Origin of the sequence: Tanticharoenia sakaeratensis NBRC 103193 (assembly GCF_000963885.1) — a bacterium.
Taxonomy (GTDB): domain Bacteria; phylum Pseudomonadota; class Alphaproteobacteria; order Acetobacterales; family Acetobacteraceae; genus Tanticharoenia; species Tanticharoenia sakaeratensis.
On record NZ_BALE01000009.1, the window covers coordinates 125,775 to 141,024 of the forward strand.

Annotated in this window: 18 protein-coding genes; 11 read left to right on the plus strand and 7 right to left on the minus strand. The window is 62.5% G+C overall.

Going from position 1 to position 15,250, the window contains the following annotated elements:
* Nucleotides 1–4 precede the first annotated feature (4 nt).
* Nucleotides 5–1,801 carry a cation:proton antiporter gene (locus tag B8446_RS03225; protein WP_048847133.1) on the plus strand — a complete coding sequence of 599 codons (1,797 nt, stop codon included), beginning with the start codon at nt 5–7 and terminating at the stop codon, nt 1,799–1,801.
* A 26-nt stretch (nt 1,802–1,827) separates the two neighbouring features.
* On the opposite strand, the gene B8446_RS03230 is transcribed toward B8446_RS03225, so the two are convergent.
* From B8446_RS03230 to B8446_RS03240, 3 genes are all read right to left on the minus strand, one after another.
* Nucleotides 1,828–2,184: a hypothetical protein gene (locus B8446_RS03230; protein WP_048847136.1), complete on the minus strand. Its 357-nt coding sequence runs from the start codon at nt 2,182–2,184 to the stop codon at nt 1,828–1,830.
* Nucleotides 2,185–2,287: 103 nt separating this feature from the next.
* Nucleotides 2,288–2,479, minus strand: coding sequence for a hypothetical protein (locus B8446_RS03235; RefSeq protein WP_199484038.1), 192 nt, complete (start codon nt 2,477–2,479; stop codon nt 2,288–2,290).
* Between the two features lie 106 nt (nt 2,480–2,585).
* Nucleotides 2,586–3,122, minus strand: a complete 537-nt coding sequence (locus tag B8446_RS03240) for a L,D-transpeptidase family protein (protein WP_084712030.1) — start codon at nt 3,120–3,122, stop codon at nt 2,586–2,588.
* Between the two features lie 167 nt (nt 3,123–3,289).
* Between B8446_RS03240 and B8446_RS03245 the strand changes: the two genes are divergently transcribed.
* On the plus strand, nt 3,290–4,024 hold the full coding sequence (locus tag B8446_RS03245; protein ID WP_048847138.1) for a response regulator transcription factor: 735 nt from the start codon (nt 3,290–3,292) through the stop codon (nt 4,022–4,024).
* Nucleotides 4,025–4,064: 40 nt separating this feature from the next.
* Here B8446_RS03245 and B8446_RS03250 read toward each other — a convergent pair whose 3' ends face one another.
* Nucleotides 4,065–4,859 carry an exodeoxyribonuclease III gene (locus B8446_RS03250; RefSeq protein WP_048847140.1) on the minus strand — a complete coding sequence of 265 codons (795 nt, stop codon included), beginning with the start codon at nt 4,857–4,859 and terminating at the stop codon, nt 4,065–4,067.
* Nucleotides 4,860–4,952: 93 nt separating this feature from the next.
* On the opposite strand from B8446_RS03250, the gene B8446_RS03255 reads away from it, so the two are divergent.
* From B8446_RS03255 to B8446_RS03280, 6 genes are all read left to right on the plus strand, one after another.
* Nucleotides 4,953–5,975, plus strand: a complete 1,023-nt coding sequence (locus B8446_RS03255) for a dipeptidase (protein WP_048847143.1) — start codon at nt 4,953–4,955, stop codon at nt 5,973–5,975.
* Between the two features lie 329 nt (nt 5,976–6,304).
* Nucleotides 6,305–8,206, plus strand: coding sequence for an excinuclease ABC subunit UvrC (gene uvrC, locus B8446_RS03260; RefSeq protein ID WP_048847145.1), 1,902 nt, complete (start codon nt 6,305–6,307; stop codon nt 8,204–8,206).
* 90 nt (nt 8,207–8,296) lie between these two features.
* Complete coding sequence (pgsA, locus tag B8446_RS03265) at nt 8,297–8,911, plus strand: CDP-diacylglycerol--glycerol-3-phosphate 3-phosphatidyltransferase (protein ID WP_048847147.1); 615 nt, start codon at nt 8,297–8,299, stop codon at nt 8,909–8,911.
* Between the two features lie 198 nt (nt 8,912–9,109).
* Nucleotides 9,110–9,691, plus strand: a complete 582-nt coding sequence (locus B8446_RS03270; protein WP_048847149.1) for a hypothetical protein — start codon at nt 9,110–9,112, stop codon at nt 9,689–9,691.
* A gap of 17 nt (nt 9,692–9,708) precedes the next feature.
* A complete protein-coding gene (locus tag B8446_RS03275) occupies nt 9,709–9,963 on the plus strand; it encodes a MoaD/ThiS family protein (RefSeq protein ID WP_048847151.1) in 255 nt (84 codons plus the stop codon).
* A 4-nt stretch (nt 9,964–9,967) separates the two neighbouring features.
* Nucleotides 9,968–10,426 (plus strand): molybdenum cofactor biosynthesis protein MoaE, encoded by a 459-nt coding sequence (locus B8446_RS03280; protein ID WP_048847155.1) that lies wholly within the window; start codon nt 9,968–9,970, stop codon nt 10,424–10,426.
* 76 nt (nt 10,427–10,502) lie between these two features.
* Here B8446_RS03280 and lexA read toward each other — a convergent pair whose 3' ends face one another.
* Nucleotides 10,503–11,204, minus strand: coding sequence for a transcriptional repressor LexA (gene lexA, locus B8446_RS03285; RefSeq protein WP_048847157.1), 702 nt, complete (start codon nt 11,202–11,204; stop codon nt 10,503–10,505).
* A gap of 247 nt (nt 11,205–11,451) precedes the next feature.
* Between lexA and rpmG the strand changes: the two genes are divergently transcribed.
* Entirely contained in the window at nt 11,452–11,619 is a 168-nt protein-coding gene (rpmG, locus tag B8446_RS03290) for a 50S ribosomal protein L33 (protein ID WP_048847160.1), read from the plus strand.
* 55 nt (nt 11,620–11,674) lie between these two features.
* Here rpmG and B8446_RS03295 read toward each other — a convergent pair whose 3' ends face one another.
* Nucleotides 11,675–12,004 (minus strand): FtsB family cell division protein, encoded by a 330-nt coding sequence (locus B8446_RS03295; protein ID WP_048847402.1) that lies wholly within the window; start codon nt 12,002–12,004, stop codon nt 11,675–11,677.
* Nucleotides 12,005–12,198: 194 nt separating this feature from the next.
* Between B8446_RS03295 and B8446_RS03300 the strand changes: the two genes are divergently transcribed.
* The gene (locus B8446_RS03300) at nt 12,199–13,047 is read left to right on the plus strand and encodes a dimethylarginine dimethylaminohydrolase family protein (RefSeq protein WP_048847162.1); all 849 of its coding nucleotides are present in this window, start codon (nt 12,199–12,201) and stop codon (nt 13,045–13,047) included.
* Between the two features lie 43 nt (nt 13,048–13,090).
* On the opposite strand, the gene eno is transcribed toward B8446_RS03300, so the two are convergent.
* Nucleotides 13,091–14,371 (minus strand): phosphopyruvate hydratase, encoded by a 1,281-nt coding sequence (gene eno, locus B8446_RS03305; protein WP_048847165.1) that lies wholly within the window; start codon nt 14,369–14,371, stop codon nt 13,091–13,093.
* A 191-nt stretch (nt 14,372–14,562) separates the two neighbouring features.
* Here eno and B8446_RS03310 point away from each other — a divergent pair, with 191 nt between their 5' ends.
* Nucleotides 14,563–15,045, plus strand: a complete 483-nt coding sequence (locus B8446_RS03310) for a DUF3429 domain-containing protein (protein ID WP_053053681.1) — start codon at nt 14,563–14,565, stop codon at nt 15,043–15,045.
* Nucleotides 15,046–15,250: the final 205 nt, after the last annotated feature.

Below are 15,250 nucleotides of genomic sequence, written 5' to 3' on the forward strand. Positions count from 1 at the left end.
ATACATGGAATTAGCAATCGTCATCGGCGTGCTGAGTACGCTCGGCACAGGCATGCTCGCGCAATGGGTCGCCTGGCGTTTTCGCCTGCCGGCCATCGTTCTCCTGTTTGCGGCAGGCCTGATTTTCGGTCCCGGCCTCGGGATCCTGCATCCTTCGGCAAGCCTTGGCTCGATGTTCCGTCCGATGGTCTCGCTGGTGGTCGCCATCATCGTGTTCGAGGGCGGCATGGCGCTCGACTTCCGGCAGTTGCGGGAGGCGGGCGAGGGGGTGATGCGTCTGACGCTGGTCGCGCTGCCGATCAGCTGGGTGCTGGGCACGCTGGCCGCCCATCTTGTGGGCCATCTCGAGTGGGGTTCGTCCGCGCTATTCGGCGCCATCATCACCGTGACCGGACCGACCGTAGTCCTGCCGCTGCTGCGCCACACCAAACTGAAGCCCCGTGTCGCGTCGTTCCTGCGATGGGAAGCCATCGCGAACGACCCGATCGGCGCGATTCTTGCAACCGTGGTGCTGCAGGTTCTGGCGGCGCAGGCCAAGTTCGGCTCCGGCATCTCGCTGCTGCATGCCGTGCCGCAGATGCTGGCCAGCAGTGCCGAAGCCGTGGCGCTCGGCATCGCGCCGGCCTATCTGATCCGCTATCTGTTCGAGCGCGATCTCATGCCCGAGATCCTCAAGATGCCGGTGCTGATCGCATTCGCGCTGTCGATCTTCTCGATCTGCAATCTGGGCATGGAAGGCGCCGGCCTGATGGGCGCCACCGTCTTCGGCATGGCGCTGACCAATCTGCACGTACCGGGTGTGGCGGAACTGCGCCGCACGAAGGAATCGCTTGTCGTCCTTCTGGTGTCGATGCTGTTCATCCTTTTGACCGCCGATCTTCATCGCGCGGTGCTGGAGCGGCTTTCGATCCCGATCGCGCTACTGACGCTGACGGTCCTGTTCGTCGTCCGGCCTTTGGGGATCTATCTCGCGACCCTGCGCAGCGGCCTGACCTGGCAGGAGCGGGTATTTGTCGGCTGGATCGCGCCCCGCGGTATTGTGGCAGCGGCCGTCGCGGGCGTTGCGGGCATCCGGCTCTATGATGCTGGGTTCAAGAGCGCCGAGCTCATCACGCCTGCCGTGTTCGCGGTCATCGCAACCACGATGATCGTGCACGGGTTCTCGCTCCGGCCGCTCGCGCGCTACCTCAAGCTCACCCTGTCCGACGAAATGGCGCTCGCCATCGTCGGAGCCTCTCCCTGGTCGATCGACCTCGGGAGCTGCCTGTATGGAGAAGGCGTGCCTGTCGTGATGGTCGATGCGAAGGCTTCTTCACTGATCGCCGCCACGCGTCGCTCGCTCCCGGTCCTGCGGGCCGAGGTGTTGTCGCAGCATGGGCAGGAGATGCTCGAGGAACGTCCCGCCGACTATCTGATCGCGACGACTGCGGACGGTATCTACAACGGCATGGTGTGCGCCCATGTGGCGCCGCATTTCGGGCGCCAGCGCGTGTTCCAGATCAGCCCCGGTGTCGCGCGGCTCGACCTTTATCATGGCCTGACGCGTGACGCGCGCGGCAAGCTGCTGGGTGAACCCGCCTGGAATTACACGCTGATCGAGACGCTGTTCGACAAGGGCTGGCGCTTCGTCAGCCACGCGACCGTGGAAAACGAGCCGCAGCCGTTCGGATCGGACCAGAACCGCCTCGATTTCATGATCGTGCGACGGGGCGTCGGTATTTTTTTCCGCTCCGCCGAGGACAACGGCGTTGTGCAACCCATGCCGGGCGACCTGCAGATCTCGATGCACGCGCCCGCGTGAGACCGAGGACGTGGATCGAACGTTAGTTACAGGGCGGGAATGGCGCGCCGGATGGCGCGGAGCATGCCGTCGGAGGCGTCTCCGATGAGATCTGCGGCAATGCGCCGTGCCTGCATCGTGTGACCATCCCGGACCAGACGCCACAGATTGACGATGATTGCTTCGGCATCGTCGACTGCGTCGTGACACGGCGCGCGGATAACCAAAGTCATCCTCGATGCGTCATGCAAGCGCGTCATGACATCCGAGAACGCGGACCCGCCGATATGCAAAGGCGCCGACCCGGCGAGCGACAGCGCATGGGTCCATCGACGGGTCGCAAGCAGAACCGTCCGCTCGAAAGGCGGCAGATCACGGACGGGTCGGTCGATCAGGTCGTACATCGTTGCGTCACTCTCTAAATGAGAATGACTATCAGTAACGACAGCGCGCGACCCGGTCAACGCTTTCGCGTGCAGACCCCTCGAAGGGAGGAGGGAAGACCGGTCAGGTCGTCGCCGGTTCGAAATGGCCGCACCAGTCCATGGCATTCACCTTGGGCCATACGCCTGCCGTCTCGCCGGTGGGCTGGCTGATCGGCGGATTGTAGCGGCACAGGCCAAGTGCCGTGTTTCCGCCCTCGGCATCGAAGAACTTGCAGCTTGAACAGGCGGCGGTTCCGGAAGTGGTCAGGGGCATGATCGGCTCCATTCTGGACAGGTGGATCACAGCCAGGGCAGATCGGACTCGGAGACCGACTCGGGCACCGTGGCTTCTGGTGCTACGCAGCCGCAGGCATGCCGGTTCAGTCCTGAACGACAAGTTTGACGAGGCCCGCAGCCAGAACCGCGCGCAGGTCCGGTTCTGCGAGCGCTATGCAGCCCTCTGTCACGCCGGACCGTGTGGGCAGATGCAGGAAAATCGCCGAGCCGTTCCCGGGAACGACCGGGTCGTCATTCCAGCCGAGGCTCGCGACGATGTCGTAGCTCGCATCGTCGCGCCAAAAGGTTTCGCATCGCGCCGGATGCGGCAATGTGACAAGCGTGTTGTAGTCCTCATGCGATGGATCGTCACACCAGCCATCGTTTGGTCCCAGAGGTTCGACGGGCATGTCTTGTCTTGTTTCGGGTCGCGCGGTGCGATCCGCGCGATAGAACACGCGCCGGATCGGCAGCGTGCCTACAGGGGTCGCATGATCGCCCTCACGCTTGTGGCGCGTCACCGGAGCCGGCCCTATGGACGCCGGATATCGGCGGTCACGAAAGAACAGCGTGGCGGCTCCATTACCGTCGGCGCGGATCAATGCCGTATAGTGATGGTCAATTGATTGTGAAGACGACATGACAACTCCGTTGGCGTCTTGCAGGCAACAGGAACAGGGCAGGGTAGCATTGTGCGTGCTGGACGATTGGCTTCACAAGTGTAGAAGATAGGCAAAGCCATCCGGCACGCATCGTGAATGCAGCGCGATATGTCGTGTCCGGGAATCGCAAGCGAGAAGAAGATCCGATGGCAGGTTCACGCCCAGTTCTAATCGTCGATGATGACGAAACCCTCCGCACCCTGCTTGTCGAGCAGTTGCGTCTTGAAGGTGAGTTCGAGCCGGTTGAAGCGTCCTCCGTTGCCGAAGCAACGAAGCTCGTCGACAACGCCGACGCCCATTTCGACGCCATTCTTCTGGACGTGACGCTACCGGACGGGGACGGCCGCGACTTTTGCGCCGAACTGCGCCGCCGGGGCATTCGGATGCCAATCATCATCCTGACCGGGTCTGATGATGAAGCGGACGTGGTGCGCGGCCTGGATGCGGGCGCTAATGATTACGTCGCGAAGCCTTTCCGGATCGCCGAGCTGCTGGCGCGCCTGCGTGCACAGATGCGGATCTTCGAGAACAGCGAGGACGCGGTCTTCGCGATCGGCCCGTATGTGTTCCGGCCCTCCGCCAAGCTGCTTCAGGAACCGACTCGCAACCGCCGGATCCGTCTGACCGAGAAAGAAGCCGCGATCCTGAAGTTCCTGTACCGCGCCGGGCAGCAGCCGGTCCCGCGTCAGGTGCTGCTGAACGAAGTGTGGGGCTACAACGCGGCCGTCACGACGCACACGCTGGAAACCCACATCTATCGTCTGCGCCAGAAGATCGAGCCGAACCCGACAAGCGCCTGTCTGCTTCTCACGGAAGGTGGCGGCTATCGACTTGATCCTGCCGGAACACCGCTGGCTACGACGCAGCCGGTTCGCGTCTGATCTGCACTTCGCGGCGGCCGTTTCCGGCTGCCTCGCCCTCTCAGATGTCAATGTCGGCAATAACACCGACATGATCTGACGGACTGGCCCAGTCACGCATGTCCCGGAGCACCTGCATGCCGCGATACTGCGGCAGCAGATCCGGCGTCATCCAGACATGATCCAGACGTCGCCCGCGATTGGAAGCCTTCCAGTCCCGGTTCCGGTAGGACCACCACGTATAAAGCTTCTCGGAAGCCGGCACCGTCTTGCGCATCACGTCGACGAAACCGTTCGCACACCAGGCTTCGAGCCGCGTCGTTTCCGGCGGCGTGTGGCTGATGACGCCGAGAAGCTGCTTGTGGCTCCAGACATCGTTTTCCAAAGGTGCGATGTTGAGATCCCCGACGAGAATGCTGCGCTGTGGCGGATGGTTCCGGAACCACGCGGTTGTCTCGTCCACGAAGGCAAGCTTGTGGGCGTATTTGTCATTGAGCGCGGGATCGGGCTCGTCACCGCCTGCCGGGACATAGAAGTCATGCAGGATGACCGGCCCACCGTCCGCCTCGATTGCGCAGGCGACGTGGCGCGAATCGGTGCGGCCGCACCAGTCGGGCGCATGGTCGAGCGGCTGGATGGGGCGGCGCGAGAGGATGGCGACGCCATTGTAACCCTTCATGCCGCGATAGACCCGATGGGTGAACCCAAGCGACCGGATCGCATCCTCCGGGAAAAGGTTATCCGGCACCTTCGTCTCCTGCAGGCAGACGATGTCCGGCGCGTGTTCCTCGACGAGTCGCGCGAGCAGGGGCAGCCGCAGACGAAGCGAATTGATGTTCCAGGTGATCAGGCGCATGGCCTGTTTTGAAATCAGAACGCTCGTGGTGCAAGGGCGCTTCGGTCAGAGTTCCCCTTGTGTCGGGACGCATTTGCGCCAATCTCCGGTGTCATGACCGCATTGCATCCGGACGCCGCTGCGCCTTTCGTTCTCGACAGCCATATCGACATTCCCTGGCCCGATCGCGGTGACGCGTGGCGCGATACGCCTGCGCGGCAGGTCGATCTGCCGAAGCTTGCGCAAGGATCGGTCTCGGCTGCCTGTCTTGCCGCCTATATTCCGCAGGGATTGCGCGATGCGGATGGGCATCGGGCCGCCTGGGCGCGCGTGCAGGCGATGTTGTCGACGATCCGTGACATTGCAGTCCGGCCTGCCGATGCACCGCAGATCGCGGTCAGCGTCTGCGACAGTACGAACGCCATTGCCGCAGCCCGTGCGCAGGGCGCAATCGCCATCATTCTGGCCGTCGAAAACGGCTATGCGATCGGCGAAGCGCCGGAACGGGTCGCGGTATTGCGGACATATGGCGTTCGCTACATGACGCTGACCCATAACGGACATAATGCACTGGCCGATGCGGCAATCGCGCGAGCCGATCTGGGCGATGCCGCGACCCTGCATCGGGGCCTCTCCGTCCTGGGCCGCGAGACGATCCTGCAGATGAACCGGCACGGCGTTCTCGTCGACGTCTCTCATGCGTCACGCGACACGATGGTACAGGCGGTCGAAACATCGGCCGTGCCGATCGTCGCATCCCACTCGTGTGCACGTGCGCTTTGCGATCACCCGCGCAATCTGGATGACGGACAGCTCGACATGCTTCGCGAAAGTGGCGGCCTGATCCAGATCACGGCGATGCCGAGTTTCTTGCGCAAGGGCGGTGGCGGCACGCTCGTGGATTTTGTCCGGCACGTTGCCTACGTCGCGGACCGGATCGGCATTAATCATGTCGGCATCTCGTCCGATTTCGATGGCGGCGGCGGCATCGACGGGTGGCGCAATGCGCAGGAGACACCACGTGTCCTGGAAGCATTGCGGGCTCACGGCTTTGATGACACGGAACTAGCGGCAATCTGCGGCGGCAACTTCCTCGACCGGCTGAAGCGTGCCGAGGAGCATGCAGGGCAGGCATAGGAACGCCCTCATACGAACGAAACGCGACCACACCGACTGCGTTCGTCGAGCCACACGGCAAAGTTTGTCGGGAATTTTGTCCACCAGTGTGGTGCCCGCGGGATTGACTTCGTTTGTTTCCAGCGTTTTGCGCCGATTCGGTCAGACGTCGTTTGGGTGCCCAAGGCAAAGATAAATAAAAACAGTATGTTGGATCATTCTGCTCAAAAAATAGGCAACTTGATGTCGAGGCAAGAAAACAGCGCCCGTCATCAATCTGTCACCTTAAACCCCACAGACTTGTCCACAGCTTCGGTGGATGAAACGGTGACGCATTCGAGGGCATCGTCATGACGGATTATGACCAAAATCCGCCATCGGTTGTCGGCGCCGAGGCGATCCGCGAAGCCCTGAAGGTCATCCCGTTCTCGCCGGGCGTCTATCGCATGATCGGTGCCAAGGGAGACGTTCTGTACGTCGGCAAGGCCGGCAGCCTGAAGAAGCGCGTCACGTCCTACACGCATGTCTCACGCCTGCCTGAGCGGCTGCGGCGGATGGTGTCGCTGACGGTGTCGGTCGAGATCGTCACGACCCATACTGAAGCCGACGCCCTGCTGCTCGAGGCGAACTACATCAAGCGCATGCGTCCGCGCTTCAACATTCTGCTGCGCGACGACAAGACCTATCCGTGGCTGATGCTGAGCGAGAATCATGCCTTCCCGCAGATCACAAAGCAGCGTGGGAAGCCGGTCAAAGGGGCGACGTACTGGGGGCCGTTCGCGTCTGCCTGGTCGGTCAACCAGACGCTCAATCTGGTGCAGCGGACTTTTCTTCTTCGCTCATGCTCCGACTCCGTCTTCAGCAGCCGGACACGGCCTTGCCTGCTGTATCAGATCCGCCGCTGCTCGGGTCCCTGCGTGGATCGAATTTCGAAAGGCGATTACGCGCATCTCGTCGAACAGGCGCGCCTGTTCCTGTCCGGCAAGAATACCGAAGTGCAGACGCAGCTCGCCGCCGAGATGGAGCGCGCATCTGAATCCCTAGAGTTCGAACGGGCGGCGGTGATTCGCGACCGCATCCGCGGCTTCGCGTCCATGCAGAATTCCAACACGGTCAATCCGGCCACTATCGACGACGCGGACGTGATCGCAGTCTGGCAGCAGGCCGGACAGGCCTGCATTCAGGTCTTCTTCATCCGGGGCGGGCGGAACAACGGCAACCGCGCCTTTTTCCCGCATCACACTGACGAGGAGACGGCCGGAGACATCCTGTCGGCATATATCGGCCAGTTTTACGACGACAAGCCGCCTCCGCCGTTGATTCTCGTCAACGAAGACCCGACCGAGGCGGAGCTGATTCAGGAGGCGCTGGCCATCCGGCGCGGACGCAAGGTGGAGATTCTGCGTCCGCAACGTGGCGAGAAACGCGAGGTGGTGGATCACGCGGCCCTCAACGCGCGGGAAGCCCTGGAGCGGCGTCTCGCGGAAAGTGCGGGCCAGCGCAAACTCCTCGAAGGCATTGCTGCCGTATTCGATTTGGCGGATGTGCCGACCCGGATCGAGACGTACGATAACTCCCACATCATGGGGACGAACGCATATGGCGTGATGGTCGTGGGTGGGCCCGAGGGGTTCGTCAAACGCGCATATCGCAAGTTCGCCATTCGCTCGGGGATCACGCCCGGAGACGATTTCGGCATGATGCGGGAAGTTCTGGAGCGCCGTTTCGGCAAGATGGCCCGCGCCCGAGCCGACGATCCCGATGCGGAGCGGCCGGAGGACTGGCCCGACCTGCTGCTGATCGACGGCGGCCTTGGCCAATACAACGCGGTGCGGGCCGTTCTCGACGATCTGGGTGTGACGGACGTGAAGCTGGTGGCGATCGCGAAGGGCCCCGATCGCAACGCTGGCCGTGAATGGTTCCATACCGACGGCCGCGAGCCATTCCAGCTCCCGCCACGCGATCCCGTCCTGTATTACCTGCAGCGCCTGCGCGACGAAGCGCATCGCTTCGCGATCACGACGCACCGGGCAGGCCGCTCGAAAGCCATCACGCGTTCGGAGCTGGACGACGTGCCGGGGATCGGGGCATCGCGCAAGCGTGCGCTCCTCAATCATTTCGGGTCCGCACGCGGCGTGAAGCAGGCAGGTCTGCAGGAGTTGGCGGACGTGCCGGGGATCAGCATCGAGACCGCAAGGGCGATCTACGGGCGGTTTCATCCGGACTGGGCCCGTGAAACGACGGGAAAGTGACCCGCGCCTTCGTCATGTCATGGAAATAACACGTCTGGGTCGCGTTCTTGCGCATATCGGAGATGGATCAACTGCTTTAGGGTCGCTCCCATGCTGACGGACCTGCCCAACGTGCTGACACTGATGCGGATCGGATCCATTCCGCTTCTGGTCGGGCTTGTCGCCGTGGGCCACGCCGAGACCGATGCACTGGCCTGCGTCATCTATACCGCCGCCTGCATCACCGATTATCTGGATGGGATGCTTGCGCGCCGCTGGCATCAGTATTCCGACCTCGGCAGGATGATGGATCCGATTGCCGACAAGCTGCTTGTCGGCGCATTGCTACTGACGCTGGCCGGCTACGGACGCCTGCACTGGGGCGCCCTTTTTGCCGCCATCGTGATCCTGCTGCGCGAGATCCTGGTCAGCGGCCTGCGCGAATACATGGCCTCCCAGCATGCGACACTCCCGTCTTCGCGTCTCGCCAAGTGGAAGACCGGTATTCAGATGGTGGCCATCGGGATGCTGCTGGCCGGGGACCGGACGGCAGCCCTGATCAGGCTGCCGATGCTCCCGATCGCAGGCCTCGGTGTGCTTCTGCTCTGGATTTCGGCCATCCCGACGGTGCTGACGGGTTGGGATTATCTGGTGAAGGGCGTTACCCGCATGACGGCAAGCCATGCGGCGCCTGCAACGCCCGGCACGCCGAAGGCCGCTCCCTGAACGCTAGCCTGGTGTCCCGAGATTGGTCCGGCGTTCGCAAAGGCTTAACCGATTTCATGCCCTCTTGCGGCACTGTCACAGGATGGGCACAGTTCGGACATGAATGATGACCCGCATGCAATCGTGGCCTGCCGGGCAGGTGGTGCGTTGGCGGGCGACCGGCTATGGACGTCCTGCGCATGCAGACGGGAGCATTGAATGAAACGATCCTGTCGTTTGGCTGGTCGCGGAGCTGTTCAGCTGATCGCGGTTCTGGCCCTGAGCGGCTGCTCGGGGTTTGGAAAATTCTGGCATGACACGCTGACGCTCCCCGGCGCCAATCCGAATGCTCCGACAGGCGATGCCGAAAATATGGTCCGCGCCACTGGCGGCAACGTGCAGGCACTGCCGATTCTGCCCGTGGGTGGAAACATCTGGCCCGGCCCCCCTCAGGCACTGCCGAGCCTGAGTGACGTCGAAGGCGATCACGGCCTGGCGGGCAAAATCGGTAATCCGGCGACTTTCTATGGCGGCGCAGAACTCGGCGGAGCGCAGCTTGAAGAGGGCGGCTCGATGAGTGCTGGCGAGCAGGATGGCGTTCACCACGGCGTCCGGGACTTCTCGGATAGTGGTTCTTCCACGGCTCTGCCGAACCACGAGGAAGACAACGCGGCGAAATACGGTGCGAAACCTCGTACCGGCACTATCACGATTCCCAACGGAGATGGCACGGATACATTGATCGCGCCGGATGGTAGCGTTCGGGTCGTTCATCATGCGCCTGCAGCACCGGGGCATTAGGAAGCGAGCGCGATATCATGCGTCTGACCCTTCGCTATTTCGGAGCACTCCGGGATCGACTCGGACGTGAAGCCGAGGACAGGGACATCGCGGACGTCACGACGGCAGGCGCGGCGATCGATGCGCTCGTGGAGCAGGACAGTACACTTGCATCCGCTCTCCTTGACTTTCCACGTGCCCGCTACGCGATAAACCAGCGTTTTGCGACCCGTACAGCGCTGCTTGCAGACGGGGACGAACTGGCGATCTTTCCTCCTGTGACGGGAGGTTGATGCCGTGACAGACGTCATCACGACCCGCATACAGTCGGAGCCGTTCGACATGGCGGCGGAATGCGCGCTTCTGGCCGAGCGCTGTGGCGAGGCGGGGGCCATTGCCTCATTCGTCGGCATTGTCAGAGGAGAGGGCGGCCTTCGTGATCTGACCCTCGAACACTATCCAGGCATGACCGAGACCGGTATCGCCGAACTGGCGCGCAACGCCGAGGCGCGTTTTCCTCTCCAAGGCGGTCTGGTCATACACCGCTATGGAACGCTCACGCCGGGAGAGGCCATTGTTCTGGTTCTCGCCGCCTCACGGCACCGCCAGTCAGCCCTTGATGCCGTCGCGTTCCTGATCGACCATCTCAAGACCGAAGCCGTGTTCTGGAAGCGGGAACGCTACCTTGATGGCACCGTGCGCTGGGTTGAGGCATACGAGTCGGACGACGCCCGCGTGGCGAAGTGGAAAAACTGAGCCCGCACGTCAGGTGACATCTACAGCACGAATGCGAACGTTGTCCTGACAGGGCAGGACATGTCCAGCACGTGGATCAATACTGGCGAAACAGGCCCACCAGCCGTCCCTGGATCTGAACGCGATCCGCCGGGACGATACGTGTTTCATAATTCGGATTCGCGGGCTCAAGGGCAATCGTGCTGCCACGGCGTCGGAGCCGCTTGAGCGTGACTTCCTGACCGTCGATCAACGCGACCACGATCTGACCCGTCTCGGCCACGTCGTCCTGCCGGATGATGACGATATCCCCATCTAGAATACCAGCCTCAATCATGGAGTCGCCAGAGACGACGAGGGCATAGTGGTCGCCCGCACTCAGCATGTCCGTCGGCACATGCACATGCGTGTTCGCGTCGCGCAGCGCCTCGATCGGCAGACCTGCCGCGATCTTGCCGAACAAGGGCAGCGAGGTCGCCGGAGCATCCGCCCGCGGTGCCGCCACGGGAACCGCACGGCCGCCAGGAATGATCGTCGGCACAAAAGGATCTGCGGCCGTCGTCGATGGCGTGGCGAGCCCGGTCTGGTTCGGCATGCGCACGACCTCCAGGGCTCGCGCACGATGGTGATGGCGGCGCAGGAAGCCGCGCTCTTCCAAAGCCGAGATCAGGCGATGGATACCCGACTTCGAGCGCAGATCCAGCGCATCCTTCATCTCGTCGAAGGACGGCGAGAATCCGGTGCGGCGAAGGTGATCGTCGATGAACAGCAGAAGCTGATGCTGTTTTCTGGTAAGCATGACGATCCTTTTCAGATCTTGGCGAATCGGAAACAATAGAACAAATCAAATCCGTGCGTTCTACATAGGTTCCAAACCAGGCCTCCGCAAGCGGAATCACCGGGAAGATTGTTGTTTTTCAAGGCCTCAGGAGCAGGGAACGTAAAGACCTTGACGTTTCTCCGCAGAATGAGCATTTTGCGCGCCGATCAGAGCAAGGCGGTCGCGAACTCACGAGGCGGCCAGTCGCGACAGCAGGCAGGGTATCATGGCAAAGACCAACGTCATCCAGATCCGCCTCGTGTCCTCCGCGGATACGGGCTATTTCTACGTCACCAAGAAGAACGCACGTTCGGCGACGGGCAAGATGGAAGTGCGCAAGTACGATCCCGTCGTGCGCAAGCACGTTGCGTTCCGCGAAGCGAAGATCAAGTAAGATCTTCGCTACAACGCGAAATGAAAAAAGCGGCCCTCAGGGGCCGCTTTTTTTGTCAGTAGAGTTTGTCGTGCGGGCCGTAGGGAACCACCAGATCTCCTGAGCGCGCCAAGTTGAGCATCGCCCGGGACCGTTCGTCGAGCGTATCGCCGTCAAGCGCACGCTCTTTCAGGGACGTGACCCTCCGCGTCCATACGTCGCGCTCGGCCAGCGAATCCTTCTGTGACTGTATGGCCTGATCCTTCAGGACGAGTTGCTGATGATAGGCATTCATGCCGTGCGCGCCCTGGGTTGCGTTCCAGCCGAAATAGCCGGCCAGCGTCAGAAACAGGACAGGCGGGATGGCTGCCTTGACGGCACGCCGAATGAAACGGATCACGCGCACAGGATCAGGGCTCCGTTCAGCCCGAACAGTCCCGGGCCAGTTGATCAGGTTTGAATCTTGGTAACCGATTTCGTGCATCGGAAACAATCATGGCGTTGCAGGAAGTTCATGCCCGGCTGTGTGGCGAGGCGCGGCCATGCGTGCAAAGACACCAGCAAGGGGCTCATGGCCTGTCTGTGGTAAAGGAATCCTCAATGGCGCCGACCTTCCTGCTTGTGGACCCGACGCACTACGACGTCAGCTATGCCATCAATCCATGGATGCAGCCTGACGCCTGGGCACGCGATCCAGATGGATTTGCCGACCGTGCCCGACGGTCTTTCAACGACCTGAAGGCGGCGCTGGAGCGCGCCGGCGCACGTATCATCGTTGAAGATGGAGCGCCCGGGCTGCCTGACATGGTGTTTCCGGCCAATGGCGGAATCGTATTCGACGGCAAGGCGGTGCCGCCTCATTTCCGCTTTCCGCAGAGACAGGGCGAGACGGAACGCTTCCGCACGATCTTTCGCAGACTTGTGAAAGACGGCGTCCTGCGGAATGTGGCGGAGCTTCCAGACCATGTTCTGCAGGAAGGGGCAGGGGACTGCCTTTGGGACCAGACGCGCGGATGTGCCTGGGGTGGGTTCGGTCAGCGGTCTGACGAGGCCAGCATCGAAGCCGTCAGCAGGCTCTTCTCGATACGCGTGGAACCGCTCCGGCTGCATACCGAGCGATTCTACCATCTCGACACCTGCTTCCACGTCCTGCCGCGCGGCGAGATCCTTTATTATCCGCCCGCCTTCGATGATGCGACACAGGCGCGGATCGCTGCCATCGTGCCGGAATCGATGCGCATCGTCGCGACTGACGAGGATGCCGCGCGCTTCTGCGTCAATGCGGTCGCGTTCGACGATCAGGTGATCATGGCAGAACCGGCCGCATCGTTGCGCGCACGGCTGGAAGCGCGCGGTTACACCGTTCACGGCGTCGAGCTGACGCCCTTCATGATGTCAGGTGGCGGTGCGTACTGCATGACGCTGCGCCTGGACCGCACGACACGCTGAGTTCGGGAAGAGCCCCGCCGACACGAGTCGGCGGGGCCTGGCGTCAGGAACCGCGCAGGATGGTACGGCCCGCATACTGTGCTGCCGTCGCCAGCTGGTTCTCGATGCGGATCAGCTGGTTATACTTGGCCGTCCGATCCGAACGCGAGAGCGAGCCGGTCTTGATCTGGCCGCAGTTCGTCGCGACCGCGAGATCGGCGATCGTTGAATCCTCAGTCTCGCCGGAACGATGGCTCATGACACAGGCATAGCCCGCCTTGTGAGCGGTCTCGACGGCTTCCAGCGTCTCGGTCAGGGTGCCGATCTGGTTGACCTTGACCAGAAGGGCATTGGCGACGCCCGCCTTGATCCCGCGACGCAGACGCTCGGGGTTGGTCACGAACAGATCGTCGCCGACGAGCTGGACCTTCTTGCCGAGAACCTGCGTCAGCTCGGCCCAGCCGTCCCAATCATCTTCCGCAAGGCCATCCTCGATCGACACGATCGGGAAGCGCTGCGTGAGCCCCTCGAGGTAACGGACCATTTCGGACGAGTCGTAGGTCTTGCCTTCGCCTTCCATCACGTAGCGGCCGCCCTTGTAGTATTCGGTCGCGGCGCAATCGAGCGCCAGCGTCACGTCGTCACCCGGACGATAGCCGGCGGCCTCGACCGACTTCATGATGAAGCCCAGCGCCTCGTCTGCCGACGCGAGGTTAGGGGCGAAGCCGCCCTCGTCACCGACATTCGTGTTGAGCCCGGCGGCGGCCAGACCCTTCTTGAGCTGTGCGAAGATCTCCGAGCCCATGCGGACGGCGTCCATGATCGTCGGCGCGCCGACCGGCTGGATCATGAATTCCTGGATGTCGATCGGATTGTCCGCGTGCTGACCGCCGTTGACGATATTCATCATCGGCACCGGAAGGGTGTGGGCAAAGACACCGCCGACATACCGATAGAGCGGCACGCCAAGCTCTTCCGCTGTCGCCTTGGCGACCGCTAGCGACACGCCGAGAATGGCATTGGCACCGAGACGGGACTTGTTGGGCGTTCCGTCGAGGTCGATCATCGCGTTGTCGATGGCGATCTGGTCTTCGGATTCCGCGCCCTGCAGCGTCTCCAGGATTTCCCCTTCGACGAAGCTCGCGGCCTTCAGAACGCCCTTGCCACCGTAACGCGACTTGTCACCATCGCGCAGTTCCACCGCTTCATACGCGCCGGTAGAAGCACCGGACGGGACGGCGGCGCGGCCGACCGCACCGGAAGACAGTTCGACCTCGACCTCGACGGTCGGATTGCCGCGACTGTCGAGAATTTCGCGGGCGGTGATATCGACGATGGCGCTCATGTTGGGTCTCCAGCCGTGGAGGTGTGGGGCAAGGCGATCGGCAGCCCGAACGGGCACCTTTTCGGCGCACAGAGGGCGTCCGCGCGGGCGTTCTGTCAACCCGAAGGCGTTTCCAAACGTAAAGCCCTCGCGATAACGTATTGCTTTGCCCGGCCATGCTGCGGCCTGTCCGCCTGGAGACACTCATCCTCATGAAGCGCCTGCCACTTCTCGCCTACGTGCTCGGTCTCGGCGGGCTCGTCCCGTTCGTGCTGATCGCGCTTGCCATGCTTCTGTTCGGTTCGTTCAAGCCCGTGCCGCATCTGGGCGCAGCCATGCTGGCCTATGGCGGTGCGATCCTGTCGTTTCTGGGTGCCGTGCACTGGGGGCTGGCCCTCGAGCAGAAAGCGATCGTCGTGCCCGGCGCGGCCCGAATCGATTCGCTTCGGCTGCTGCTTGGCGTCTGTCCGTCTCTCGTTGCCTGGATTGCGGTCTATATCGGAACGACACACGATTTTCGTGTCGGCGTGCTCATCGAGATCATGGGCTTCATCGCGACCTACGCCGTCGAGCGGACGGCGGGGAAAAGCGGCGCGCTCCCGGCCGGCTATCTGCGGCTGCGCATGGTGCTGACGACGATCGTCTGCCTGTCACTTGCGGCGTCTTTGCTCGCGCCCACGCCACTAGGCAGCTGACAGGAAACGCCGGGCAAGTCGGAACAAGACGTCCCGGCCAGCTTCTCCTGCCTCGAAGAGCGCTGACCGTGGATCTGCAGAAAAGGTTCAGTAGGCTTGGAAAAGTCGGCCCGGCGCACTGGCGGCGGCCGTCAGACGGCCACCGCCTCATGCAGCTCCGGCCAGCATTGCGCCCGAGGCGCGTTGCATGTCTGCACGCGTCCGG